General features: G+C 43.2%; 27 protein-coding genes. 24 read left to right on the plus strand and 3 right to left on the minus strand.

Annotation, left to right across the window (positions count from 1 at the left end):
* The first annotated feature begins 134 nt into the window (after positions 1–134).
* The 9 genes from rsxC (at position 135) to AB5213_RS05425 (ending at position 7,656) form a co-directional block, all read left to right on the plus strand.
* The gene (gene rsxC, locus AB5213_RS05385; protein WP_215633954.1) at positions 135–1,454 is read left to right on the plus strand and encodes an electron transport complex subunit RsxC; all 1,320 of its coding nucleotides are present in this window, start codon (positions 135–137) and stop codon (positions 1,452–1,454) included.
* 25 nt (positions 1,455–1,479) lie between these two features.
* Positions 1,480–2,451, plus strand: coding sequence for an RnfABCDGE type electron transport complex subunit D (locus AB5213_RS05390; protein WP_022220470.1), 972 nt, complete (start codon positions 1,480–1,482; stop codon positions 2,449–2,451).
* Complete coding sequence (locus tag AB5213_RS05395) at positions 2,451–3,053, plus strand: RnfABCDGE type electron transport complex subunit G (protein WP_022220471.1); 603 nt, start codon at positions 2,451–2,453, stop codon at positions 3,051–3,053. The genes AB5213_RS05390 and AB5213_RS05395 overlap by 1 nt, the downstream gene beginning before the upstream one ends.
* Positions 3,046–3,747 carry an electron transport complex subunit RsxE gene (rsxE, locus tag AB5213_RS05400; protein WP_022220472.1) on the plus strand — a complete coding sequence of 234 codons (702 nt, stop codon included), beginning with the start codon at positions 3,046–3,048 and terminating at the stop codon, positions 3,745–3,747. The genes AB5213_RS05395 and rsxE overlap by 8 nt, the downstream gene beginning before the upstream one ends.
* 14 nt (positions 3,748–3,761) lie before the next feature.
* Positions 3,762–4,337: an electron transport complex protein RnfA gene (locus tag AB5213_RS05405; protein WP_008375114.1), complete on the plus strand. Its 576-nt coding sequence runs from the start codon at positions 3,762–3,764 to the stop codon at positions 4,335–4,337.
* Between the two features lie 18 nt (positions 4,338–4,355).
* Entirely contained in the window at positions 4,356–5,147 is a 792-nt protein-coding gene (locus AB5213_RS05410; RefSeq protein WP_368276404.1) for an RnfABCDGE type electron transport complex subunit B, read from the plus strand.
* A 251-nt stretch (positions 5,148–5,398) separates the two neighbouring features.
* Entirely contained in the window at positions 5,399–5,989 is a 591-nt protein-coding gene (locus AB5213_RS05415; RefSeq protein WP_215633953.1) for a hypothetical protein, read from the plus strand.
* Between the two features lie 19 nt (positions 5,990–6,008).
* A complete protein-coding gene (locus AB5213_RS05420; protein WP_368276405.1) occupies positions 6,009–6,470 on the plus strand; it encodes a DUF2752 domain-containing protein in 462 nt (153 codons plus the stop codon).
* A 631-nt stretch (positions 6,471–7,101) separates the two neighbouring features.
* Positions 7,102–7,656: a VanZ family protein gene (locus tag AB5213_RS05425; protein ID WP_195509060.1), complete on the plus strand. Its 555-nt coding sequence runs from the start codon at positions 7,102–7,104 to the stop codon at positions 7,654–7,656.
* Between the two features lie 183 nt (positions 7,657–7,839).
* Here AB5213_RS05425 and AB5213_RS05430 read toward each other — a convergent pair whose 3' ends face one another.
* Positions 7,840–9,240: an aldehyde dehydrogenase gene (locus tag AB5213_RS05430; RefSeq protein ID WP_270475933.1), complete on the minus strand. Its 1,401-nt coding sequence runs from the start codon at positions 9,238–9,240 to the stop codon at positions 7,840–7,842.
* Positions 9,241–9,454: 214 nt separating this feature from the next.
* On the opposite strand from AB5213_RS05430, the gene AB5213_RS05435 reads away from it, so the two are divergent.
* Positions 9,455–9,985: a DUF3877 family protein gene (locus AB5213_RS05435; protein ID WP_173689794.1), complete on the plus strand. Its 531-nt coding sequence runs from the start codon at positions 9,455–9,457 to the stop codon at positions 9,983–9,985.
* A gap of 157 nt (positions 9,986–10,142) precedes the next feature.
* On the plus strand, positions 10,143–10,925 hold the full coding sequence (gene murI / locus AB5213_RS05440) for a glutamate racemase (RefSeq protein ID WP_270475849.1): 783 nt from the start codon (positions 10,143–10,145) through the stop codon (positions 10,923–10,925).
* A 175-nt stretch (positions 10,926–11,100) separates the two neighbouring features.
* Here murI and AB5213_RS05445 read toward each other — a convergent pair whose 3' ends face one another.
* Positions 11,101–12,837, minus strand: a complete 1,737-nt coding sequence (locus tag AB5213_RS05445; RefSeq protein WP_368276406.1) for an NFACT family protein — start codon at positions 12,835–12,837, stop codon at positions 11,101–11,103.
* Positions 12,838–13,033: 196 nt separating this feature from the next.
* Here AB5213_RS05445 and AB5213_RS05450 point away from each other — a divergent pair, with 196 nt between their 5' ends.
* The 9 genes from AB5213_RS05450 to AB5213_RS05490 all read left to right on the plus strand — a co-directional run bounded on the left by AB5213_RS05450 (position 13,034) and on the right by AB5213_RS05490 (position 21,496).
* Positions 13,034–13,912, plus strand: coding sequence for a YicC/YloC family endoribonuclease (locus tag AB5213_RS05450; RefSeq protein WP_008375132.1), 879 nt, complete (start codon positions 13,034–13,036; stop codon positions 13,910–13,912).
* A gap of 69 nt (positions 13,913–13,981) precedes the next feature.
* Positions 13,982–14,605, plus strand: coding sequence for a guanylate kinase (gene gmk / locus AB5213_RS05455; RefSeq protein WP_022220477.1), 624 nt, complete (start codon positions 13,982–13,984; stop codon positions 14,603–14,605).
* Between the two features lie 16 nt (positions 14,606–14,621).
* Positions 14,622–14,864 (plus strand): DNA-directed RNA polymerase subunit omega, encoded by a 243-nt coding sequence (gene rpoZ / locus AB5213_RS05460; protein WP_022220478.1) that lies wholly within the window; start codon positions 14,622–14,624, stop codon positions 14,862–14,864.
* Between the two features lie 118 nt (positions 14,865–14,982).
* A complete protein-coding gene (rimO, locus tag AB5213_RS05465; protein WP_055155590.1) occupies positions 14,983–16,323 on the plus strand; it encodes a 30S ribosomal protein S12 methylthiotransferase RimO in 1,341 nt (446 codons plus the stop codon).
* Entirely contained in the window at positions 16,320–16,862 is a 543-nt protein-coding gene (gene pgsA, locus AB5213_RS05470) for a CDP-diacylglycerol--glycerol-3-phosphate 3-phosphatidyltransferase (RefSeq protein ID WP_173684994.1), read from the plus strand. The genes rimO and pgsA overlap by 4 nt, the downstream gene beginning before the upstream one ends.
* Position 16,863: 1 nt before the next feature.
* The gene (locus AB5213_RS05475) at positions 16,864–18,114 is read left to right on the plus strand and encodes a competence/damage-inducible protein A (protein WP_195487918.1); all 1,251 of its coding nucleotides are present in this window, start codon (positions 16,864–16,866) and stop codon (positions 18,112–18,114) included.
* Between the two features lie 43 nt (positions 18,115–18,157).
* Complete coding sequence (locus AB5213_RS05480; protein WP_173684992.1) at positions 18,158–19,633, plus strand: GNAT family N-acetyltransferase; 1,476 nt, start codon at positions 18,158–18,160, stop codon at positions 19,631–19,633.
* 99 nt (positions 19,634–19,732) lie between these two features.
* Complete coding sequence (locus AB5213_RS05485; RefSeq protein WP_022220480.1) at positions 19,733–20,425, plus strand: iron-sulfur cluster assembly scaffold protein; 693 nt, start codon at positions 19,733–19,735, stop codon at positions 20,423–20,425.
* 60 nt (positions 20,426–20,485) lie between these two features.
* Positions 20,486–21,496, plus strand: a complete 1,011-nt coding sequence (locus tag AB5213_RS05490; protein WP_008375150.1) for a GGGtGRT protein — start codon at positions 20,486–20,488, stop codon at positions 21,494–21,496.
* A gap of 128 nt (positions 21,497–21,624) precedes the next feature.
* On the opposite strand, the gene AB5213_RS05495 is transcribed toward AB5213_RS05490, so the two are convergent.
* Entirely contained in the window at positions 21,625–22,011 is a 387-nt protein-coding gene (locus AB5213_RS05495; RefSeq protein WP_173691884.1) for a tyrosine-type recombinase/integrase, read from the minus strand.
* A gap of 85 nt (positions 22,012–22,096) precedes the next feature.
* Between AB5213_RS05495 and AB5213_RS05500 the strand changes: the two genes are divergently transcribed.
* From AB5213_RS05500 to AB5213_RS05515, 4 genes are all read left to right on the plus strand, one after another.
* The gene (locus AB5213_RS05500; RefSeq protein ID WP_368276423.1) at positions 22,097–22,459 is read left to right on the plus strand and encodes a polymorphic toxin type 50 domain-containing protein; all 363 of its coding nucleotides are present in this window, start codon (positions 22,097–22,099) and stop codon (positions 22,457–22,459) included.
* Positions 22,407–22,619: a hypothetical protein gene (locus AB5213_RS05505; protein WP_368276407.1), complete on the plus strand. Its 213-nt coding sequence runs from the start codon at positions 22,407–22,409 to the stop codon at positions 22,617–22,619. The genes AB5213_RS05500 and AB5213_RS05505 overlap by 53 nt, the downstream gene beginning before the upstream one ends.
* A gap of 301 nt (positions 22,620–22,920) precedes the next feature.
* Positions 22,921–23,214: a phage holin family protein gene (locus AB5213_RS05510; RefSeq protein ID WP_172676441.1), complete on the plus strand. Its 294-nt coding sequence runs from the start codon at positions 22,921–22,923 to the stop codon at positions 23,212–23,214.
* 13 nt (positions 23,215–23,227) lie between these two features.
* The gene (locus AB5213_RS05515) at positions 23,228–24,268 is read left to right on the plus strand and encodes a GH25 family lysozyme (RefSeq protein WP_368276408.1); all 1,041 of its coding nucleotides are present in this window, start codon (positions 23,228–23,230) and stop codon (positions 24,266–24,268) included.
* The last annotated feature ends 114 nt before the right edge of the window (positions 24,269–24,382 follow it).

Raw genomic sequence — 24,382 nt, forward strand, 5'->3', positions numbered from 1 at the left:
GTAAGGAGACTATTGTGTTAAAAAAAAGACAAGATGTACTGGAAAATATACAATAAAATGACGAAAGTTACTGGAATTGCAGGATTTATTTTAGTATATTTATAAGAGAGAAAATAGGAAGGAAGGATATCAAAATGGGACTTTTGACATTTAAAGGCGGAGTTCATCCGAACGACGGAAAAAGTCTTGCGAAAGACAAGGCAATCGTAGAACTTCTGCCACAGGGTGATCTTGTATACCCGTTATCCCAGCATATCGGAGCACCGGCTAAGCCAGTAGTAGCAAAAGGTGACCATGTGCTTAAAGGGCAGAAAATTGCCGAAGCGGGGGGCTTCGTGTCTGCACCGATCTATGCATCCGTATCAGGTACTGTAAAAGCGATTGAACCACGTGTGAATCCGACAGGTTCTAAAGTGAACAGTATCATCATTGCAAATGACGGTCAGTACGAAGAAGTAGAATATCCACAGCCAAAACCTCTTTCTGAACTGACAAAAGAAGAGATTCTGAATATCATTGGAGAGGCTGGCGTAGTAGGTATGGGTGGAGCAGGTTTCCCTACCAGAGTGAAGCTTTCACCAAAAGAGCCAGACAAGATTGATTATATCATTGCAAACTGTGCGGAATGTGAGCCGTATATTACTGCCGATTACAGAAGAATGCTGGAGAATCCGGAACTTCTGGTAGAAGGTATGCGTGTGATCCTGAAGCTTTTTGACAATGCGAAAGGTTTATTTGCAATCGAAGATAACAAACCGGACTGTATCGCAAAATTAAAAGAGCTGACTAAGGACGAGCCTCGTATGGAAGTCAGAGAGATGATGACCAAGTACCCACAGGGCGCAGAACGTCAGCTGATTTTTGCAAATACAGGACGTGCGATCAATTCTACCATGCTTCCGGCAGATGCTGGATGTGTAGTAGACAACGTAGAGACCATCATCAGCATTTACAATGCAGTAGTAAAAGGCATTCCTTCTATGGAACGTGTCGTTACTGTAACAGGGGATGGAGTTGCAAATCCTGGTAACTACAAAGTACTCTTCGGAACCAACCAGAACGAACTGATCGAAGCCGCCGGCGGACTCAAAGAAGGCTGTGAAAAAGTTATTTCAGGTGGACCGATGATGGGATTTGCGATGTATACGACAGATACACCGATCACCAAGACATCTTCATCTATTCTTTGCATGTCAAAAGATGAAGTATCAGCCTGTGAACCGACAGCATGTATCAACTGCGGACGGTGCGTTGACGCCTGTCCAAGCCGCATTATTCCGTCAAGACTGGCTGATTTTGCAGAACGCCATGACGAAGAAGCGTTCCTCAAATTCAATGGTCTTGAATGTGTAGAATGTGGATCCTGCAGTTATGTATGTCCGGCTAAGAGACAACTGAAGCAGGCAATCGGATCGATGAGAAAAACCGCACTTGCCAACAAAAAGAAAAAATAGAATAGAGAGGAAGAGGTGAACAAAAGTGAGTGAACAGTTAAAAGTATCATCTTCACCACATATCCGTTCTAAAGAGACAACCGGCAATATCATGCTGTGGGTTATCATCGCTCTGTTACCGGCAACTTTCTTTGGGATTTACAACTTCCGTGACACACATGCATGGCTGCTTGTTATTGTGACAACAGCAGCAGCAGTTCTTACGGAGTACATTTACGAAAAACTGATGCATAAAAAGATTACGATCAAGGATTTCAGTGCCGCAGTTACAGGACTTCTGCTTGCACTCAACCTTCCGCCGACAGCCCCAATCTGGATGGGAATCATCGGAAGTGTATTCGCGATCCTGGTTGTAAAGCAGCTCTTTGGCGGATTGGGACAGAACTTCATGAACCCTGCACTTGGAGCAAGATGTTTCCTTCTTATTTCCTTCACAGGAAGAATGACAAGCTTCGTATATGACGGCGTATCCGGTGCAACACCACTGGCAACGATCCGTGCTAATATCGAAGCAGGAAATGCAGCACTTGACGGTGTGAACAGCATGGACATGCTGATCGGAAATATTGCCGGAACCATCGGTGAGACATCCGTTATCGCAATCGTGATCGGAGCGATCATCCTGATCCTCAAAGGAATCATTGATCTTCGTATCCCGGGTACATATATTGTGACATTTGCGCTTTTCATCGGAATCTTCGGTGGATTTGTAGATGGAATTGGATTCTTCAATGTTCAGTACATGACAGCAGAACTCTGCGGTGGTGGTCTGATGCTTGGAGCATGGTTTATGGCAACCGATTATGTAACTTCCCCGATCACCAAAAAAGGGCAGATCGTATATGGTATCCTTCTTGGATGTCTGACTGGTCTGTTCCGTCTGTTCGGTGGTTCAGCAGAAGGTGTATCTTATGCGATCATCTTCAGTAACCTTCTTGTACCGCTGATCGAGAGAGTTACTCTTCCAAAGCCTTTCGGTAAAGGAGGAGAAAAATAATGAATAAGATTATCAAAAATACACTGATCCTTGCAGCAATCACCGTTGTATCCGGTCTGGTACTTGGAGCTGCTTACGAAGTGACAAAAGGTCCAATCGCACAGACACAGGCAAAGCAGAAACAGGAAGCCTGTCAGGCCGTTTATCCGGAAGCAGATTCCTTTGAGGCAATGGACGTAGATCAGAAAGCTGCCAAAGAAGCAATCAAAAAGATGGGAACGAATGCAACAGTAGATGAAGTCTATTCTGCTGTTATGGATGGAAGCGAAGCTGGTTATGTTATAACAGTAACCGACAAAGATGGTTACGGCGGAGATATCCAGATCACAGTCGGTATCATGAGTGACGGTACGGTAAATGGCATTTCTTTCCTTTCCATCAGCGAGACAGCAGGTCTTGGTATGCGTGCGAAAGAACCAAGCTTTTACAATCAGTTTGCAGGACAGCAGGCTGAAAAATTCTATGTATCCAAAGACGGCGGAGACGGACAGCCGATCGATGCTTTGAGTGGTGCAACCATCACTTCCCGTGCAGTCACAGGAGCTGTCAACACAGCACTTGGATATTACCAGACAGCGTTAGGAGGTAGTGGAAATGAATAAATGTACAGAAAGACTTTATAACGGTCTTGTAAAAGAAAACCCGACCTTTGTTATGATGCTTGGTATGTGTCCGACACTGGCGGTTACAACATCCGCAATCAACGGTATTGGTATGGGACTTTCTACCACAGTGGTATTGATTTTCTCAAACCTTTTGATTTCCATGCTGCGTAAGATCATTCCGGATTCGGTTCGTATGCCGGCATTTATCGTAGTCGTAGCAACACTTGTTACCGTGGTACAGTTCCTTCTGGAAGGTTTTGTACCTAGTCTTTATGCATCACTTGGTGTATATATTCCTCTGATCGTAGTTAACTGTATCATCCTTGGACGTGCAGAAGCATATGCATCAAAGAACCCGGTCCTTCCATCTGTATTTGATGGTATTGGTATGGGACTTGGATTCACACTTGGTCTTACCTGCATCGGTATCGTCAGAGAGCTGATTGGTTCCGGAAAATTATTCGGATTTCAGGTTATGCCTGATATCTACGAACCTGTTACTATTTTCATCCTTGCTCCTGGTGCATTCCTTGTTCTTGCATTCCTTGTTGCGGCACGTAACAAGATCATGAAGAAACTGGAAGCAAAAGGAAAGAAAGTTGTCAAAGCGCAGGGATGCTGTGAAGGCGGATGTGCTTCATGCGGCGGATGCGACGGACACGTGTTCCCGACAGGTCAGGAAAAGGAATAGGAGGGAGATAAGAGATGAAAGAATTACTTATTATAGCAGTTGGTTCGGCGCTTGTTAACAACGTCGTACTCAGCCAGTTCCTCGGTATCTGTCCTTTCCTTGGTGTTTCTAAGAAAATTGAGACAGCAGCCGGTATGGGCGGCGCAGTTGTTTTCGTTATTACAATCGCATCTTTCATTACCGGTGCGATCTACCAGTTCATCTTACATCCGACAGGATTTGAGTATCTGCAGACCATCGTATTTATCCTGGTTATCGCAGCACTCGTTCAGTTTGTAGAAATGTTCCTCAAGAAGGTTATGCCTCCGCTTTATAATGCACTTGGTGTATATCTCCCGTTGATCACAACAAACTGTGCAGTACTTGGTGTATCACTGAACTGTGTAACAAAAGGATATAACATTCTTGAAGGTGTTGTATACGGATTCTCCACAGCAGTCGGATTCACGATCGCGATCGTGATCATGGCTGGTATCCGTGAGAAGATCGAATACAACGATATCAGTGAGTCTTTCCAGGGAACTCCGATCGTACTGCTTACAGCAGCACTGATGTCCATCGCGTTCTTTGGATTCTCAGGAATCATTTAACAGAAGGAGGACCGTGTTATGAGTATAACAGGAGTATTGATTGCTGCACTTATCGTAGGCGGTACCGGCGTATTCATCGGTGTCTTCCTTGGAATTGCAGGCAAGAAATTTGCAGTTGAAGTAGATGAAAAAGAAGAAGCGATTCTCGCAGAACTTCCGGGTAACAACTGTGGTGGATGTGGATATGCCGGATGTTCCGGTCTTGCAGCAGCTATCGCAAAAGGAGAAGCTCCGGTAGGACAGTGCCCGGTCGGCGGTGCTCCGGTAGCAGCAAAGATCGCAGCGATCATGGGCGAAGAAGCCGGTGAAAGCGTACACGAAGTTGCATTTGTAAAATGTGCAGGAACCTGCGAAAAAGCAAAACAGGCATATGATTATACAGGAATTACAGATTGCCAGATGGCAGCCATGATGCAGAATGGCGGACCAAAAGGATGTTCTTTCGGATGTCTTGGTTTCGGAAGCTGCGTAAAGGCATGTCTGTTCGATGCGATCCATATCGTAGACGGAATTGCAGTAGTTGACAAAGAAGCATGTAAAGCCTGTGGTAAATGTATCGCCACTTGTCCAAAACATCTGATCGAGCTTGTACCTTATGAACAGAAGCATCTCGTACAGTGCAGCTCAAAAGATAAAGGAAAAGACGTTATGAGCGTATGTTCCGTAGGATGTATCGGATGTAAGATGTGTGAAAAAGTATGTGAATCTGATGCAGTACATGTAGTAGATAACATCGCACACATTGATCCGGAAAAATGTACAAACTGTGGAAAATGTGCGGAGAAATGTCCGAAGAAGATCATTAAGTAAATAAATAATGAAAAAAAGGATCCGGATGCTGTTTCGGAGCCTGAGAACAAGTTTTTCTTAGGCTTCTGCAAATGCATCCGGATCCTTTTTTTATTGAGTTCATTCGACTGCGGAAGGATGAAAGGATGGAAAGAGAAAGTTAGGAAAATTTAATTTTTAGAATATCGTGGGGTATGTTATAATAGAAAAAATGGAGAAGGAAAAGAAAATTTATTGGTTGACGGTTAGGTGGAAAATCATCCAAAATAGAAATGAAAATAGAAACAAAATACGACATTGCATCATCTGTAAATATTGGCGCAGAGTATGACAAGGGCGTGAAGAAACTCTTTAAGAGCAAAGAGATCATTGTGCCGATTATGGAGATGGTGATTCCAGAATTTGAAGGGTGTTCTCAGGAAGAGATCTTGAATTGTCTGGACCTTGCATCGATTACATCAGATGAGGTTGTCAGTGATGCTCCAGTTTCGGAGACGGATGAATATCGGATACGGGGCGAAGATGCAGGGATATTTGATTATCTTAATCAGATATTTGTGGGAAATATAGAAGAAATAGAGACATATTCACATATTGAATGGGAAGAGGAATTTAAGGAGGATGTGGCTATGACGATGACGGGATTTAGTGATGTGTTGATTAGACGAGGAAGAGAAGAAGGAAGAAAAGAGGGAAGAGAAGAAGGTAGAATAGAAGGGCGAGAGATAGGACAGGAGGAGACAACGGTTAAATTTATCTGGAGTTTACATGAAATGAAATGCACAGATGAAATGATTTCGGAAGCAGTAAAAAGACCGATTGATTATGTGCAGGATATTTTGAAAAAAGATGCACCTCAATAAGAAAGTTGGGAACACTTTTGTGAAAAATAGATTAATAGCAGGAATAAAGATGCTTTTACAGGACTTATGGAATATCCGCATTGCGATTCTTCTATTTGCAATTTATTTTGTTATAGGAAGAAAGTTTTTATACAGTCTGTGTCCAATGGTGATCATGACGGGATTTCCTTGTCCGGGATGCGGGCTTACAAGAGCGATGTTTATGGTGCTGCGAGGGGACTTTGCCGGGGCATGGAAAATGCATCCGTTTATTTATGGTGTGATTATTCTGGTGGGATGGTTTGGCATGCGGAGATACATACAGAGAAAAGAAACGAAGAGTCTTGGGAAATGGGTGATTCTTCTGTGCGTAGGACTGATTCTATATTATGTGTACCGAATGGTAAGGTATTTTCCGGGAGATGCTCCGATGAGTTATTACTATGGAAGCGTGGGATACCGAGTGTGGGAGATAATTAGAAGTGGAAGAAATTATTTATAGTAGAGTATATAAAAGTGCCGCGAAGTCATCAAAACGATGATGAAGCGGCACTTTTTTGGATTAATCATAAAAACAAATGTCGCTTATCTTCCACTTAAGCGACTTTCTTTTTTACCCAGTATTTTTCTACAACATATGTAATGTTATCATTTTTAACATATTTCGTCAAGTTAGGCATAACGGATTTAGGTGCTTTAACTGTAAAACTTTATCAAAATATCGCAACTTTTTTACTATTTTGACACCCTAATCATATACGGAATGTTCTACCGGTTCGGTCTGATCGATGTACCGGACGAGGTTAAGGAGAATATGAGGAAAAATGATCGAAGCAATAAAAAACAGAAGAAGCATCAGAAAATATAAGAACAAAGCTGTGGACAAGGATGAGTCATTCATTCCGAGACGAAGAGGTGGAATTTAGAAATTTATTTTAGGATATAATTATTACTAAAAGATAATATTGAAAACAATCTTGGATAAGTGATAAAATCGTTTGGAGGCACAAAATGAAAAAGTATGCGATACCATTGTTGTAATTGAAGTGAGCCTGTTGAAGGAAGAAAGAATAAAAATATCTAAAATAATTGATTTGATATGATACTAAAAAGGAAGGTGATTAAAAATCAAGTTGTACAAAAAAATAATAATTCAAGATTTTAATCAACCAGTAATGTGGCTGATTCCGGCAATCATTTTTAGTGCTTGTCTTGTATTTTTTATTAGTTGGGTGTATAAGAAAGGTTCTCAAAAGCAGGAAAAGGATAATGGAATTAATAAAAAATATAGAATTGCGTGGATATTATTTATTGCCTATATTATTGTTACCTTTCAGACTGTCTTTTTTTCAAGAGAAGCGGGGAGCAGGAAAGAAATTAGTTTAGTGTTATTTGAAACATGGGGACATTCTTTCCATATGCATGCTATGTTTATTGAGAATATTATTATGTTTATTCCTTTTGGTGTATTGTTACCAATAGTTTTTAAACAAGTCAGAAGCGGTTGGAAATGTGTGCTGATTGGTTTTTTATGTTCCTGTGGTATAGAGATCACACAGCATATTACGCAGAGAGGATATTTACAATTGGATGATGTGGTAACAAATACAGTTGGGATGTTTATCGGATGGGCGATATGGAAGATCGTATGCAAGTGTCTCAGAACATGTCTGAGTGAAAAGTGCTGATATTATCCAGAAATAATTTCCTGGAATTTCAATATTCGATTTGCGGGGAGTACAGAGCATTCTGGATAATTGCGGCAGATATTTATGATGAGGAGCCCTTTTGATGTGATAGAACATCAGTGTCTGATTGAGAAGGTAAGTTCGTGATGTTATATCTGCTGGGAAGCTCTTCCTGCGCTAATCCTAGCGCAGGAAGCCTCTCAGCATTTTTTCTTTCCAGAACCGGTACTTCTGATACCGTATCGGCAGATCCATCCAGGTTTTCTTATCGACTATGCTTCTCTGATGTGTGAAGCATTCAAATCCTTCTTTTCCATGATAGCATCCCATTCCGCTTTCTCCGACACCGCCGAACGGCATCTGGCTGGTGGCGAGGTGGATGATGGTATCGTTGATGCAGCCGCCGCCAAAATGGCATCTGGCAAGGACTTTCTTTTTGGCAGCAGGATCTTCGGTGAAAAGATAGAGTGCAAGCGGGTGTGGATGGGATTTGACCTGCCGGATTGCATCATTCAGGTCAGAATAGGTAAGTACCGGAAGAATCGGTCCGAAAATTTCTTCGCCCATGACCGGATCGTCCCAGGTGACATCTTTTAGGATGGTCGGGGCAATGCGCAGGGTAGACGGATCGGACTCACCTCCACAGACTAGCTTGTCGGCAGCAATCAGGTTCTGCAGCCGGTGAAAATGTTTTTCGTTGATGATTTTCCCATAATCCGGATTTTGAAGAGGCTGTTTGCCAAACTGCCGGTGGATTTCTTTTTCCAGTGCCTGAAGCAGCCGGTCACGAATAGAAGCATCGCAGAGGATATAATCCGGGGCAACGCAGGTCTGTCCGCAGTTGAGGTATTTTCCGAATACGATCCGCCTTGCGGTGAGAGAAATTTTCGCCGTGGAATCCACGATGCACGGGCTTTTCCCACCAAGCTCCAGAGTGACGGGAGTCAGGTATTCGGCAGCATGACGAAGGACTTCTTTTCCAACCGTTTTTCCTCCGGTGAAAAAGATTTTGTCAAAACGCTGGTTTAAGAGCGCCTGATTTTCTTCCCGGCCTCCGGTGATCATCGTTGCATATTTCGGCGGATAACATTCCTTGAGGATCTGGCTCAGAATCTGACTGGTGTGTGGAGCGTAAGCGCTTGGCTTCAGGATGACGGTATTTCCGGCGGCGAGCGCATCGATCAGCGGTTCTAAAGTGAGGAGTACCGGGTAATTCCAGGGACTCATGATCAGTACGGTTCCGTAGGGGGATGGCGATTGAAAGCTTTTGGCGGCGAAGTGTGCCAGCGGAGTAGGGACGGTTTTACAGCGCATCAGCTTTGGTAAATGCCTTTGCATCCAGGTAAGCTCGGAAAGTGTCAGACCGATTTCGCACATATAGCTTTCCATCCGGCTTTTTCCAAGATCCGTTTTTAGTGCTGTATACAGATCTTGTTCATGGCGTTTGAGTGCAAGTTTTAGCTGTTCTAATTGTTTTAATCGAAAAGAAAGCGGAAGTGTTGCGCCGGTTGCAAAAAAATCACGCTGCGTGGAAATCCGCTGTCTGATTGTCTGTTCATCCATGTGTTTTAACCTCCCAGGTATCTGGATATTTAAGTTTCGATTCCTGTTTTCCAAATTGTGTTTATATTCTTGAAGAGTCTTTTATACTGAAAATAATGTATATTTCTTTTATGATAACGAAAATAAGAGAATTCTTCAACGGTGTGAGTGGCGAAAATGGAAAGAATGTGATAAAATATTTTTGTTTGCAGCAGCAGACTTACATAATTTTATCAAGACAGGAGCTTTAATATATATGGGATACGAGCGTTTGGAAAAGAGTTTAATCGATCTGGTAAAGGAAGAGCAGGCAAAGCTCGGATATCGGAAAGAGATGATCCGGCTTTATTATCCGCTCAGTTCACTGAATCATTTTATGGAGACGAATGCAGATTCGGAAGAAATGCAGGAGCTCCTTGCAGCTTTTCCGAAAGCAGCAGAAGATATTTTCGGGGAAGTCGGGATTACACATGCAAAGGACCGTTTTTGCTTTGCTTTATCGGAAAAAGCATCGGAATATGTGCATGAAAATATGAAACCGAATGAATTTATCAAAGAGCTGGTGGAACTTGTCGCAAAGCATGGCTGCACGATGGAAGATATCGAAGTATTGTTCCGTTCTCATTCAGACAAGATCGTGGCAGAACCTATGGACAATGGAGAATTTGACCGGATGATCCGGTTTGAAGAGGGAGAAGACAAGTATTATTATTGCTTTAAAGATGAAGGATGCCATATTATTTATCATCGTTTCCTGCCGGAAGATTATGCAGATTTTGACTTTTAAATCGAACATTGCGGGAATTGCATAGCAATGAAGCAATCCGGTTACATCAGTGAGTGGCAAAATTTACTTTTGACACTCACATCATTAAATTGAATAAAAATAGATACAGATTTTGGCTTTAAACCAGATAAGAAAATAAGAAATCGAGGTAACACCAATGAAAATCGGAATATATGATTCAGGGATCGGCGGACTTTCTGTGCTTCACCGCGCACTGAAAAAGATGCCGGAAGCAGAATTTATATATTATGCGGATACAAAGCATGTTCCATACGGAGAAAAGACGAGGGAACAGATCAAAGGATATGTAGAAGAGGTTCTGAATTTCCTGATCGCGAAGGAGGTTGATGCAATCGTAATCGCCTGTAATACGGCAACCAGCGTGGCAACGAAAGAATTCAGAGGCGAATTTGCCGTACCGATCGTCGGTATGGAACCGGCAGTCAAGCGCGCGCTCAAGCTATATCAGGATATGCAGAAACGGATTCTGGTAACAGCAACACCGGTTACGATAGCCGGAGAAAAATTACACAGCCTTCTGGAACGGGTTGACACAGAACACGAAGTAGATCTGGCTCCGCTTCCAAAACTGGTCCGCTTTGCCGAAGCCGGAAGATTCCAGGACCCGGAAGTAGATGAATACCTGAAAAACAGCCTTCAGAGCTATACACTCAACCAGTATGCTGCAGTCGTACTTGGCTGTACTCACTTCAACTACTTCAAACAATCCTTCCGCAAAATCTTCCCGGGAGAAATCCACTTTGTAGACGGCAACGAAGGCACCCTCCGCCAGCTAAAAAGAGTTCTCCCCGAACAAACCACCCCAGGAGAACCCAGCAAAGTCACCTATTACTTCTCCGGAGAACCTGCTGATGATGAGGGTATGAAGAAAATCCAGGCATGTATGACGCAGTTAGATAAAGTATATGAGATCAAGTAAATACTGATATCGAATAAAATCCACCCCATTCCTATCTTGTGCAATGGAGATGAGACTCAAGAATCGTGGAAGCCTTTGCTGAACACGATTCTCGCCCTAAGAGGCTCATCGGAATGCTTTGCACAACTTGGAATGGGGTGGATTTTATTCTTCTCTGGTGGTGTCACAACCTATCTTATTGTACTTCCTGAATCCCAGTAATATCACTATCTATCATCATCGAATAATTGGTATAATACACGACAAACCCAGGCTTGCTTCCATTTGGTTTCTTGACATGTTTTTTCTCTACATAGTCAACCTCCACCTTTTCAGCCCCGGAATTCTTCGAGTAATGCGCAGCAAGTCTGGCTGCCTCTTCAAAGGTCCGGTCCGGAAGTTCTTCCCCGTTCGTCTTCACGATGACATGGGAACCCGGTGCCTTTTTCGCATGGAACCACCAGTCCCCGCCATTTGCAAAATGGAAGGTGAGTTCTTCGTTCTGAAGATTATTTTTTCCAACATACATATGGAAACCGTCTGAAGAAATATAGTGGAACGGTTTGCTTGTGATCTTCACCTTTTTGGCGGACTGCTTTCTGCGGATAAATCCACTTTCGATCAGTTCTTCCTTGATCTGGATCAGGTCATCCTCGCTTCGTGCAATATCCAGGGATTTGCTGACGGACTCCAGATAATCAATCTCATCTTTCGTTTCTTTAATCAGTTCTGAAAGAGCCTCGAAAGTACGTTTCTGTTTATTATACCGGTCAAAATATTTCTTTGCATTTTCCTGTGGTGTTTTCTGCGGATCCAGCGGAATTTTGATCATTTCGTTAGTATAATAATTGAGTGCTTCCAGTTCTTTTGCACCTTCTTCGAGATTGTAACCGTAGGTGTGGATCAGTTCTCCGTATACCTTGTATTTATCGCGGCTTTCCGTATCGCGAAGCTGCTTTAACTGCAGGTCGTATTTCTTGCGGTTACGTTCCAGTGCTGTCTGAACCACACGGCGCAGATCCGAAGATTTCTGGCGGATCCTGGTGATCAGATCACGGGAAGAATAATAAGTCCGGATCACTTCGGAAATCGAATCATAAGATTTTATCTGATAGTTGGAAAAGTGGGTGAGCAGAAGAGATGAGAACTCTTTCGGCTCATTTCCATCGTAATAAATAGCAGGAGAGAATTTGCTTTCTGTCACCTGCTCCATAAAATAGGTAAACTGCCGGTACAGATGCGCCAGCAGATCACCGGACATCTCCGATGCCGGAACAGAAGAGTCGATTCCTGCCAGATAGCAGATCTCTTCGGCGACAACCGGACTGATTCCGGTAAAACTGTTGTAGATCGCTTTTCCGACCGGCATTGGTTTGGATAGAAGTTCCTGTGTGAAATTTTCCTCCGGTATGCCAAGTGGATTTTCTTTTTTCATAGTATCCGGGATAAAATATTCTCTTCCCGGAAGAACCTCACGCACAGAACTCATCTGCGCGGAAACATGCTTGATACTGTCGATGATCATTCCTTTTTCATTACAGAAAATAATATTGCTGTGCTTGCCCATAATCTCAACGATCAGGGATTTGCGGCACAGATCTCCAAGTTCATCCAGGTGCTCGATCTCGAAGCGGATGATCCGTTCCAGGGAAGGCTGAGAAATGCCTACGATGCGGCCATTTGCAATATGTTTTCTCAGAAGCATACAGAAATTCGGCGCAGTCATCGGACTTGGTTTGTTATCTCTGGACAGATAAATCAGCGGCAGGGATGCACTTGCGGAGATGACCAGTCTTACCTGCCCTTTTGCAGGTTTGATCGTGAGAAGCAGTTCATCATTTTCCGGCTGTGCAATCTTGGCGATCCGTCCGTTCAGGATGGTATCATTTAATTCTTTTACGATATTTGCGATTGTAATTCCATCAAAAGCCATTTTAAAAATTCACCTCATATTTATCCGGGAATATGCCAGGGCACATTCTTTTTTCAATGGGCTCATTATAGCATAGAGAGGCATGCATAGACAAGTGAAAATGCCCTGTCACCCGGTTGACGAGTAAGTGTAAATGAACTATAATAATCGATAGTAAAACGGCCCTTAAAAGGTCAGTAAGAAGAGGGAAAATCAAATGATAAAAAGTATGACAGGCTTTGGACGGTGTGAGATCGCCGAAGCAGACCGCAAATTTACCGTAGAGATGAAGGGGGTTAATCACCGTTACCTGGATGTGAATATCCGTATGCCAAAGAAGCTTAACTTCTTTGAGTCCGCGATCCGCAACCTGCTCAAGCAGTATGTGCAGAGAGGAAAGATTGATATTTTCATCGGGTATGAAGATATGACAGAAAGCCAGATGACTTTGAAATATAACCAGAAGCTGGCAGAAGAATATATGGCAAGCTTTAAGCAGATGGAAGAACAGTTTGGGCTTGACAATGATGTGCGGGTATCCACACTTGCACGCTGCCCGGAAGTCCTTACGATGGAAGAACAGTCTGTGGATGAGGAAGAACTGTGGAGTGGTCTTGAAAAAGCAATGAAAGGCGCATGCGAACAGTTTGTACAGACCAAGACTACAGAAGGTGAGAACCTGAAAAAGGATATCATTGGCAAGCTGGATGGAATGCTGGAAGTTGTTGCCAGGGTTGAAGAGCGATCTCCGCAGATCGTTGCTGAATACCGGGAGAAGCTGGAAACGAAAGTGAAGGAGCTTCTTGGGGACACCCAGATCGACGAAGGACGGATCGCGGCTGAGGTTGTGATCTTCTCTGACAAGATCTGTACAGATGAAGAAGTGGTAAGGCTGAAAAGCCATATCAAGCATATGAAGGAAACTTTGGAACAGACAGAGGGAATCGGACGCAAGCTTGATTTCATTGCGCAGGAGATGAACCGTGAGGCGAACACGATCTTATCCAAGGCAAATGATCTGGAAGTATCCAATTATGCGATTGATCTGAAGACTGAGATTGAAAAAGTCCGTGAGCAGATTCAAAATATTGAATAAAGCTTTGAAAAATGTAAAAAGATGTGTTAAAATAACATTTCAATGTCTGAGTATGCAGGAGAACTGATTATGAGAGAAAAAAAAGGAATCCTTATTGTAGTATCCGGATTTTCCGGAGCCGGTAAGGGAACACTGATGAAAAAGCTGATGCAGGACTATGATAATTATGCATTATCGATCTCTGCAACCACGCGACAGCCTCGTGTCGGGGAAGAAGATGGAAGAGAGTATTTTTTCAGAACCAAAGAAGAATTTGAAAAAATGATTGCGCGTGATGAGCTTATAGAGTATGCTAGATATGTAGAAAATTACTATGGAACTCCGAAGCAGTATGTTATGGAGCAGTTAGAGGCAGGCAAGGATGTGATCCTTGAGATTGAGATCCAGGGTGCGTTGAAAGTGAAAGAGAAGTATCCGGATACCCTGCTAATGTTCGTGACTCCGCCGAGTGCGCAGGTACTGAAAGACAGACTGGTAGGACGGGGAACCGAGACCGCAGAAGTGATCGATTCGAGAATGAAGCGGGCAGTAGAAGAATCACAGGGCGTAGAGAAGTACGATTATCTTGTGATCAATGATGACCTGGAGCGCTGCGCAAAAGAGATGCACAGCATTATTCAGGGTGAGCATGACCGGGTAAGCCGGAATGCTGACTTTATAGATGATATCAGAAAAGAACTAAAGGAACTGTAGGAAAGGAGCAGAATTTATGTTACATCCATCATATACCGATTTGATGAAAGTAGTAAATCAGGACGTGGAAGAAGGCGCAACTAAGATTGTCAACAGCCGTTATTCTATCGTTCTTGCAACAGCAAAGAGAGCGAGACAGATCATTGACGGCGAGATGCCGCTTGTTCCTGTTAAGGACGGCGAAAAGCCGCTTTCTATTGCAATTGATGAGCTGAACAGTGGAAAGATCAAAATTATTGCAGAAGATGCAGATAAATAAAAGAAGTTCGATACCCTGCAGCTGTCTGCGGGGTATTCTTATGATAGGGGATTTTATTTTCCGGTGAAGATGATTTCCCCTGCCGCCCAGAAATTATGCTTGAGGAGAAATTTATTTTATGAATATATTATTCATTTCATTAGGCTGTGACAAGAACCTTGTGGATTCGGAGGTCATGCTTGGGATTCTTGCAAAGGACGGTCACCAGATGGTGGACGATGAGACAATGGCAGATGTCATTATCATTAACACCTGCTGCTTTATCCATGACGCAAAGGAAGAGAGTATCCAGAATATTCTTGAGATGGCAGATCTGAAGAAGACCGGTAGATTAAAAGCCCTGATCGTAACAGGCTGTCTTGCACAGAGATACAAAGAAGAGATCATTCAGGAAATCCCGGAGGTTGATGCGGTTCTCGGAACGACTTCTTATGAAGAGATCGCACACGTGATCGATGGAGTTTTAAGCGACAGTCCGATGGAGCGCGGAGATGTGCGCCTGACTATGAAGGATGTGGATTATCTCCCGGTGACAGACACGCACCGTATGGTGACGACCGGCGGACATTTCGCTTATCTGAAGATTGCAGAAGGTTGTGACAAGCACTGTACTTACTGTATTATCCCGAAGGTACGAGGAGATTTCCGGAGTGTGCCGATGGAGCATCTGCTGGAGGAAGCGCAGAATCTGGTAGACGGAGGGGTGAAGGAGCTGATCCTGGTAGCACAGGAGACCACCATGTACGGAACCGATCTGTACGGGGAGAAGCGGCTTCCACAGCTTTTGAGAGCGCTTTGCAAGATCAGCGGACTTCGCTGGATCCGTATTTTATACTGCTATCCGGAGGAAATCACGGATGAGCTGATTCAGGTGATCAAGGAGGAACCAAAGATTTGCCATTATCTGGATCTCCCGATCCAGCATGCAAGCGATGGTATCCTGAAGAGAATGGGAAGACGGACTTCCAGAGCGCAGCTCATCGAGACCATTGAGAAGCTTCGACGTGAGATTCCGGATATCGCACTTCGCACAACTTTGATCACTGGATTCCCGGGAGAGACACAGGAACAGCATGAAGAGCTGATGGATTTTGTGGATCAGATGGAATTCGACAGACTTGGCGTATTTACCTACTCACCGGAAGAGGATACTCCTGCAGCATCTATGCCGGATCAGATCCCGGAAGAAGTCAAAGAGGAACGTCAGGCAGAGCTCATGGAACTTCAGCAGGATATCGTATTTGACCAGGCAGAAGACCGGATTGGGGAAGAGCTGCTTGTGATGATCGAAGGCAAGGTGGCAGATGAGAATGCCTATGTGGGAAGAACCTACCGGGATGCGCCGAATGTAGACGGACTTATTTTTGTGAACACATCGGAAGAACTGATGTCGGGAGATTTTGCAAGGGTAAAAGTGACCGGATCGGCAGATTATGATTTGATAGGAGAGTTATTATGAATTTACCAAATAAGTTAACGATTTTACGAGTGATTTTAATTCCGTTTTTTGTAGTGTTTATGTTATTTGATATTACCGGAGCAGCAGATAAGTGGATCGCACTTGTGATCTTCTGTGTTGCCAGCCTGACGGATATGCTGGATGGGAAAATCGCCAGAAAGTACAATCTGGTAACGAACTTCGGCAAATTTATGGATCCGCTTGCAGACAAGCTGCTGGTATGTACCGCGCTGATCTGTCTGACATCTATGAACAGACTGAATGTCATTGTTGTTCTGGTGATCATTGCCAGAGAATTTATCATCAGCGGATTCCGTCTGGTTGCTTCTGACAATGGAATCGTCATTGCGGCAAGCTACTGGGGCAAATTCAAAACCGTATCGCAGATGGCACTGATCATTGTGCTGATCATGGATCTGGGCGGTGTGTGGAATGTTGTAGGAACAGTCCTTACATGGGTAGCACTGTTCCTGACCGTCGTTTCACTGATCGATTATATTGCAAAGAACAAACAGGTATTAACACAGGGAGGCATGTAAAATGGTTGTAGAGCTGATTTCTGTCGGCACTGAAATTTTACTTGGCAACATTGTGAATACAAACGCAGCATACCTAGCAGAGAAATGTGCTCTGCTAGGTTGTTCTTTATATCACCAGACTGTTGTCGGTGACAATGAAGAGCGTATGGAAGAAGCAATCCGCCAGGCAATTGAGCGCGCTGATATCGTAATTCTGACAGGGGGACTTGGACCTACCAAGGATGATCTGACAAAAGAAGTAACTGCAAAGGTATTTGGCAGAAAACTTTATATGGATGAACATTCCAAAGCACGGATCCAGGATTATTTTGAAAAGATAAAGAGTAAAAAAGTAACGGAAAATAACTGGAAGCAGGCGTTGGTTCCGGAAGGCGCGATCGTGATCGACAATCTGAACGGAACGGCACCTGGACTGATCCTTGAGGATAAAGAGCGCGGCAAAGCAGCAATCCTGATCCCTGGGCCTCCGAATGAGATGAAGCCGATGTTTGAACACGACATTGCACCGTACCTCAATAAAAAGCAGCCGGAGGGAATCTATTCCCATATGGTAAAAGTGTGCGGGATCGGGGAAAGCAGGGCAGAGACCATGGTTGCTGATCTGATGGATGCACAGACCAATCCGACGCTTGCGCCTTATGCAAAGACAGGAGAGGTACATTTTCGTGTGACTGCAAGAGCATGCTCTGAAGAAGCGGCAGAAAAACTGATGGAGCCGATGATCGAAGAGATGAAGAAGCGTTTTGGTGATGCTGTTTATACGACCGAAGAGAATGTGACACTGGAAGAGTCAGTGATCCGTCTTCTGGAAGAGAAGAAGATGACTGTGACAACGGCAGAATCCTGTACAGGAGGAAAGCTTTCCGGCAGACTTCTGAATGTGTCAGGAGCTTCCGGCGTGTACAATGAAGGATATATTACTTATGCGAATGCATCGAAAGAAAAGATCCTTGGTGTGAAGCATGAGACACTGGAAACCTACGGGGCAGTCAGTGAACAGACAGCAGCAGAGATGGCGCTTGGGGCAGCAAAGGCGGCAGGTGCGGATGCGGCACTTAGTGTAACCGGAATCGCAGGACCTGGTGGCGGTACAGCGGAAAAACCGGTCGGACTTGTGTATATCGGATGTGCGGTAAAAGGAGAGGTAACGGTAAGAGAGTACCGTTTTACCGGCAATCGTGAGAAGAACCGGGACTATGCGGTTGCACGTGCGATCACGCTCTTGCGGGAAGAACTTTTAAAGAGGGCGTAAGAGAGAAAACCAGTTCATTCTGGAAAAGATGAGGTACAGAAAAATGATCATAAAAAGACTATATAGCAGTCAGGAGGTTGTGGAAGGTCTGCATCTGGTATGGGATGTATTTATCAGAGAAAACGCCAATTCCTGTACGCAGCGGGGAATTGAGGAATTTGCCCACTTTATCAAGATGGAGAATTTTATGCCTCTTGTCGAAAGCGGAGAGATGATCGTCTTTGGCGCGGTAGAAGGACAGGATCTTGGCGGTGTCGGAGCCGTGCGGAGGGATGGACATATTTCCCTTCTGTTTATCCGCCCGGATTTGCGGAGAAAAGGGATTGCGAAGGCTCTTGTTGGTGAAATGTGCAGATACTGTACGATGCAGTTTGCCCTGATGCGTATGACGGTCAATGCATCGGTTGTGAGTACGGAAGCTTATCACCATATGGGATTCCGGGATCTGGCACCGGTTCAGGAAAAGAACGGGATCCGTTTTGTTCCGATGGATTTGATGATATCACCGGCAAATGTAAGATCTTCCTATAATGGAAAGAAACATACGGGACTTTTTATCGGGATCGCAGTTATCGTACTTATTTTTCTGATATTCCTGGGACTGCTTTTCGGAAAAATCATCAGCAATTTTGCGAGTGGTGAAGGAAAACAGGAGGATTCGTCACAGATTTTTGAATATAACCCGGATGAGGACGGAGAAATTGACGATATCTTTGGCAGTAATGGAAATGAAGAGGATAATAAGGACAGCAGTTCTGAAGAAGCACAGGGAATCGAGGCAATTGAAGGCTACGAGGCAGAAAATCTGCCGTATACGATCACGGAGGAAAATTACACTTATTTTTCCAATGGAAATAAAGGCGAATATCCGATGCAGTTTGATGTCAAATATCCGCAGATCACAGGTGTGGAAGGTGAAAATATTGACAAGATCAATGAAATGCTGAAGGACTGTGCGATGAGTACGGTCAATACCTTATATCTGGCTCCGAGTGATTCTATGAAAGAGAAAATGTTGGAGGAATCGAACCCGTTTTTAGGGAGTCTTGTAACGTACAAGGTTTCTTATGCAGGAGAAGATTTTATCAGCGTAGCATTCAATGATATTTATTATGCAGGAAATACTTCTGCGCAGTATTGTGACCTCCGTACCCGCAACATCCGTATTTCTGACGCAAAGCAGTTTGAAGTGGCAGATATCGTGGATCTAAGCGATGCATTTATGCACGATTGGATGAAAAAGATGAAGGGTGAAGCACCATCGGCAGAGGTGTTAAGCAATGTGAAATTAAATGATTTCCGACAGATTTTAAATGGGGAAATCCTGGAGAACCGGTACTTTGATGCATTCTTTGTAGATAAGGATGGAATTGAGATCGGAATTACTTACCATTACCCGGGAGATGGGAAAAAATCATCTGCGGAGAGTGGATGGATCACAGCGCCGTTTACTATGAAAGAAATAATTGAATATAAAACAGATAGTGAGTTCTGGAATCTTGTACAAAGTAACAATTGACGAATGTCGAAAATTGTGCGAAAATAAATACATATGGTGTTAAAACAATCACAAACGCCTTATAAAAGAAAAACAGATGTATTTGAAAGGAGTTTTAACATGATTTATTCACATGAAGTAGAAATGATGTGTCCGGTAGCTCAGGGTGCAAACCACGGACCAGCTCCAATTCCGGAAGAAGCAAAATGGGTAAAGGCTAAAGAAATCAAAGATATTTCCGGTCTTACACATGGTGTCGGCTGGTGTGCTCCACAGCAGGGTGCATGCAAACTTACTTTGAACGTTAAAGATGGTATTATTCAGGAAGCACTTGTGGAGACTATCGGATGTTCAGGAATGACTCATTCCGCAGCTATGGCTTCAGAAATTCTTCCAGGAAAGACTATTTTGGAAGCACTTAACACAGACCTTGTCTGTGATGCAATTAATACAGCAATGAGAGAACTTTTCTTACAGATCGTATACGGAAGAACTCAGAGTGCATTCTCAGAAGAAGGACTTCCGATCGGTGCAGGACTTGAAGACCTTGGTAAAGGACTTCGTTCACAGGTTGGTACAATGTACGGAACTCTCGCAAAAGGACCACGTTACCTGGAAATGGCAGAAGGTTATGTAACAGGAATCGCTCTTGATGACCATGATGAAATCATCGGATACCAGTTCGTAAGTCTTGGAAAATTCACAGACTTTGTCAAAGCAGGCGATACTCCGAACGAAGCTTGGGAAAAAGCTAAAGGACAGTACGGACGTGTAGCTGATGCCGTTAAGATCATTGATCCGCGTAAAAACTAATTACATACATAAGTAATTAACGGGTTATATAGGCAACAATATTTTCAGGAGGACAATTAAATGGCTTTATTTGAATCATATGAGAGAAGAATTGATAAAATCAATGAAGTTTTAAACAGCTATGGCATTGCTTCACTCGAAGAAGCTGAAAAGATCACAAAGGATGCCGGACTGGATGTATACAACCAGATCAAAGGTATTCAGCCAATCTGTTTTGAAAACGCATGCTGGGCTTACATCACAGGTGCAGCAATCGCAATCAAAAAAGGATGTACAAGAGCAGCAGATGCTGCAGCAGCAATCGGAGAAGGACTTCAGGCTTTCTGTATTCCGGGATCTGTAGCAGATCAGAGAAAAGTAGGTCTGGGACATGGTAACCTTGGAAAGATGCTTCTTGAAGAAACAACAGACTGCTTCTGCTTCCTTGCAGGACATGAATCATTCGCAGCTGCTGAAGGTGCAATCGGTATCGCTGAAAAAGCAAACAAAGTTCGTCAGAAACCTCTTCGTGTTATCCTGAACGGTCTTGGAAAAGATGCTGCAAAGATCATTTCAAGAATTAACGGATTCACATATGTTCAGACAGACTATGACTATTATACAGGAGAACTGAAAGAAGTTCAGAGAATCGCTTACTCTGACGGACTCCGTTCTAAAGTAAACTGCTACGGTGCAAATGATGTACGTGAAGGTGTAGCTATCATGTGGAAAGAAGGCGTTGACGTTTCTATCACAGGTAACTCTACAAACCCGACACGTTTCCAGCATCCGGTTGCAGGTACATACAAGAAAGAATGCGTAGAAGCAGGAAAGAAATACTTCTCAGTTGCTTCAGGTGGTGGTACAGGACGTACACTTCACCCGGACAACATGGCAGCAGGACCGGCTTCTTACGGTATGACAGATACACTCGGACGTATGCACTCTGATGCACAGTTCGCAGGATCTTCATCTGTACCGGCTCACGTAGAAATGATGGGTCTTATCGGTGCAGGTAACAACCCGATGGTCGGAATGACAGTCGCTGTTGCTGTAAGTATCGAGGAAGCTCACAAAGCTGGTAAATTCTAAGAAAACCGCGTAAAATAAGGGCTTGTGAATGCAGTAGATGGTAGTAAAAAGTAGGAAAATGTAGTTAACTCATACATTACTCATACATTAGTCCTACACCTTACTCATACACTATACGAACTAACAATTTACTGTATTTTCAGTATTTCATTATGCAACCATTGTGGGTCACGCTTAGTATAGACTTTTTCAGTAATGTCGTATATTTCGTGACCCACCATTTTTTTAATAGCATATTCATCTACACCAGCATTTTTACACATCGTTATAAAAGTATTTCTACCGTCGTGAGCTCTGTGATCTGGATTCAATTCTAAAGCATCAACAAGTGCTTCTATTCTACGTCTATACTTATCATATGTTAGCATTAAATTAGATCTTGCTGTATTCGTATCAGTACAATTAAATAAGTATTCACTGTTCAACTCTTGTGCCTTATTGTACCATTTAATAACAAGAGGTCTAATTCTAGGATGAATAGGAACCGTTCGGTTAGTACCTGCTTTAGTCTTCATGCCACCAGTTATTTCTCAGTTTTCAAGATCTACTTTTTCAAGCTCAATCTAAACATTGATTTGATTCGTTCTTTTGTAGATGGAGATGGTGTTCTACTTTCACCCTTCTTATCTACATATATTCCATTTTCCATTGCATCTTTTAAATGAAGCACTCTTACTGAGCTATTTGTACGGTGATTTAGATTATGCACAAAGATTAGTTGATAAACACAGTGGAAAGGGAACCCCGTTACTTGACAAAAATGGAAATTGGTTACGGAAAGAAAAATTTACAGATACGAAAGCTATTGGTGTTCATTTAGATATAAACGGGAAGGAAGTAGAAACTGATGCCGGTATGATCGTATATTCTAAAACCGGAACTCATATATATCCAAGGAGATCAAATAAGTATGAAAATAACAAAGGATTTAGAAGAAAAAAGAGTAAAAATTACAGATATTGATAACGAAATATTTGAGGGAATTGTATCTGACTATATTTATCCTGAAGATAATGAGCCAGAAGGAGTAGCTGGAATTTGTATCGAAGATTGTCCTCAACGTTCTGGCGACTGGATAGGGTTTAATGAACACGATATTAAAGAAATTAAAATAACAGACTAAAAACATTACGGAAGACTTGGTTAATAGCTGAGTCTTCTATTTTTATGTATGGAGGTAAAAGCAGTGAGTGAAGAAAAAGTAAATTATTTTGAAGAGGAAATGAAAGCTCTTTTAGCCGGTTATATAAGTGATCAGGATACGCATTAAATCAATACGTATACAAAATTAAGCCACCAGGGCATTACTTTCTTTTGACACCAAATCCTATTTCTCACATATACTAATACCACATCTGATCGAATTATTTTTCAAAAGAAATCTTCCTTAAAATCCCCAAAAAGAAAGGCAGGCTATCCAGATAATGGAGCAACTTATGGATTATGTAAAACCGGAACTGCTTATTGTGACCGCAGTTCTATACTTTTTCGGAATTGCACTTAAACAAGCAGAATTTATCAAAGATAAATATATTCCGATCACGCTTGGGGCGACAGGCATTATCATCTGCGGGATCTGGGTGACATCTACCGCACATTTCGCAGGAGCACAGGATGTGTTGACCGCAGTTTTCGCATCCGTAACGCAGGGCATTGTTGTTGCAGGACTGAGTACCTACATCCATCAGATTATCAAGCAGGCAGGAAAAGAAGAGTAGGAGTAGAAGTGGTATGGCATTAAATGGAATTGACATCAGTAACTGGCAAAGTGGGATCAATCTTGCGGTTGTCCCGTGTGATTTTGTGGTGATTAAGGCGACAGAAGGAACCGGTTATGTAAATCCGGATTACGAAAGAGCCTACCGCCAGGCGAAAACAGCAGGGAAATGCCTGGGCATTTATCACTATGCGTCTGGTGGAAATATACAGGCGGAGGCAGAATATTTTCTGAAGAATGCAGGGAGCCGTGTGGGGGAGGCAATGCTTGTGCTGGACTGGGAAGGGCGGTCCAATCCGGCATTTGGTGTGAATGACCGGGAATGGGTGAAAGCCTGGTGTAATTATATTTCAACAAAGACCAGCGTCAATCCTGTGATTTATGTGCAGCAAAGTATGATGAGCCGATTGCAGAATATCGGAAACTATGGACTGTGGGTAGCGCAGTACGCGAGTATGGAGCCAATCGGGTACCAGGAAAATCCATGGAATGAGGGTGCATATGCCTGTGTGATGCGGCAGTACAGTTCTTCGGGAAGATTAAGCGGATGGAATGGCAATCTGGATTTGAATAAATTCTACGGAGACCGGCAGGCGTGGAGCCGGTATGCTGGAAAAGGAAACCAGACAACTCCAGAGAAACCTTCTGAAGAGGAAGAAAACCAGGAAGGAACTACGCTGGATCTGGTTTTTCGGACGATGCGTGGAGAATTTGGAAATGGGGAAGAACGGAAAAGCTGGCTTGGAACCAGATATGGAGAAGTGCAGGGGATGATCGACTATATTTCCGGTGCCAGTACAGAGACACTGGCAAAGGAAGTGCGTGCCGGGAAATATGGCAACGGGGAAGTGCGGAAAACGGTTCTGGGGAAACGGTATGAAGAAGTACAAAGCAGAGTCAATGCCGAAGAAAACAAGTATCATATCGTCAAATCCGGGGATACGCTTTCGAAAATTGCAGCGATATACGGAACATCTTATCAGGAAATCGCAAGGTTGAACAAACTACAAAATCCGAATCTGATTTATGTCGGTCAGAGGTTGCGGATCAAATAACCGGCTAATAGATTTGATATTCAGAATCTAGTCTTTGAATTCAGTAATTTGGCAAAAAGAGCTATTGTTTTCAGCTTTTTGGTGTGCTATGATGAAAAAAATGAATACACAGGA

This window comes from Coprococcus sp. RTP21204st1_G4_RTP21204_210225, from assembly GCF_040915385.1.
GTDB lineage: Bacteria > Bacillota > Clostridia > Lachnospirales > Lachnospiraceae > Allocoprococcus > Allocoprococcus comes.

What these genes read in the sequence shown, in the direction of transcription:
- rsxC (WP_215633954.1), top strand. Translation starts at nt 135, where the DNA reads ATGGGACTTTTGACATTTAAAGGCGGAGTTCATCCGAACGACGGAAAA.
- AB5213_RS05395 (WP_022220471.1), top strand. Translation starts at nt 2,451, where the DNA reads ATGAATAAGATTATCAAAAATACACTGATCCTTGCAGCAATCACCGTT.
- rsxE (WP_022220472.1), top strand. Translation starts at nt 3,046, where the DNA reads ATGAATAAATGTACAGAAAGACTTTATAACGGTCTTGTAAAAGAAAAC.
- AB5213_RS05405 (WP_008375114.1), top strand. Translation starts at nt 3,762, where the DNA reads ATGAAAGAATTACTTATTATAGCAGTTGGTTCGGCGCTTGTTAACAAC.
- AB5213_RS05410 (WP_368276404.1), top strand. Translation starts at nt 4,356, where the DNA reads ATGAGTATAACAGGAGTATTGATTGCTGCACTTATCGTAGGCGGTACC.
- AB5213_RS05415 (WP_215633953.1), top strand. Translation starts at nt 5,399, where the DNA reads ATGAAAATAGAAACAAAATACGACATTGCATCATCTGTAAATATTGGC.
- AB5213_RS05435 (WP_173689794.1), top strand. Translation starts at nt 9,455, where the DNA reads ATGGGATACGAGCGTTTGGAAAAGAGTTTAATCGATCTGGTAAAGGAA.
- murI (WP_270475849.1), top strand. Translation starts at nt 10,143, where the DNA reads ATGAAAATCGGAATATATGATTCAGGGATCGGCGGACTTTCTGTGCTT.
- AB5213_RS05445 (WP_368276406.1), bottom strand. Translation starts at nt 12,837, where the DNA reads ATGGCTTTTGATGGAATTACAATCGCAAATATCGTAAAAGAATTAAAT.
- AB5213_RS05450 (WP_008375132.1), top strand. Translation starts at nt 13,034, where the DNA reads ATGATAAAAAGTATGACAGGCTTTGGACGGTGTGAGATCGCCGAAGCA.
- gmk (WP_022220477.1), top strand. Translation starts at nt 13,982, where the DNA reads ATGAGAGAAAAAAAAGGAATCCTTATTGTAGTATCCGGATTTTCCGGA.
- rpoZ (WP_022220478.1), top strand. Translation starts at nt 14,622, where the DNA reads ATGTTACATCCATCATATACCGATTTGATGAAAGTAGTAAATCAGGAC.
- rimO (WP_055155590.1), top strand. Translation starts at nt 14,983, where the DNA reads ATGAATATATTATTCATTTCATTAGGCTGTGACAAGAACCTTGTGGAT.
- pgsA (WP_173684994.1), top strand. Translation starts at nt 16,320, where the DNA reads ATGAATTTACCAAATAAGTTAACGATTTTACGAGTGATTTTAATTCCG.
- AB5213_RS05475 (WP_195487918.1), top strand. Translation starts at nt 16,864, where the DNA reads ATGGTTGTAGAGCTGATTTCTGTCGGCACTGAAATTTTACTTGGCAAC.
- AB5213_RS05480 (WP_173684992.1), top strand. Translation starts at nt 18,158, where the DNA reads ATGATCATAAAAAGACTATATAGCAGTCAGGAGGTTGTGGAAGGTCTG.
- AB5213_RS05485 (WP_022220480.1), top strand. Translation starts at nt 19,733, where the DNA reads ATGATTTATTCACATGAAGTAGAAATGATGTGTCCGGTAGCTCAGGGT.
- AB5213_RS05490 (WP_008375150.1), top strand. Translation starts at nt 20,486, where the DNA reads ATGGCTTTATTTGAATCATATGAGAGAAGAATTGATAAAATCAATGAA.
- AB5213_RS05495 (WP_173691884.1), bottom strand. Translation starts at nt 22,011, where the DNA reads ATGAAGACTAAAGCAGGTACTAACCGAACGGTTCCTATTCATCCTAGA.
- AB5213_RS05500 (WP_368276423.1), top strand. Translation starts at nt 22,097, where the DNA reads ATGGTGTTCTACTTTCACCCTTCTTATCTACATATATTCCATTTTCCA.
- AB5213_RS05505 (WP_368276407.1), top strand. Translation starts at nt 22,407, where the DNA reads ATGAAAATAACAAAGGATTTAGAAGAAAAAAGAGTAAAAATTACAGAT.
- AB5213_RS05510 (WP_172676441.1), top strand. Translation starts at nt 22,921, where the DNA reads ATGGAGCAACTTATGGATTATGTAAAACCGGAACTGCTTATTGTGACC.
- AB5213_RS05515 (WP_368276408.1), top strand. Translation starts at nt 23,228, where the DNA reads ATGGCATTAAATGGAATTGACATCAGTAACTGGCAAAGTGGGATCAAT.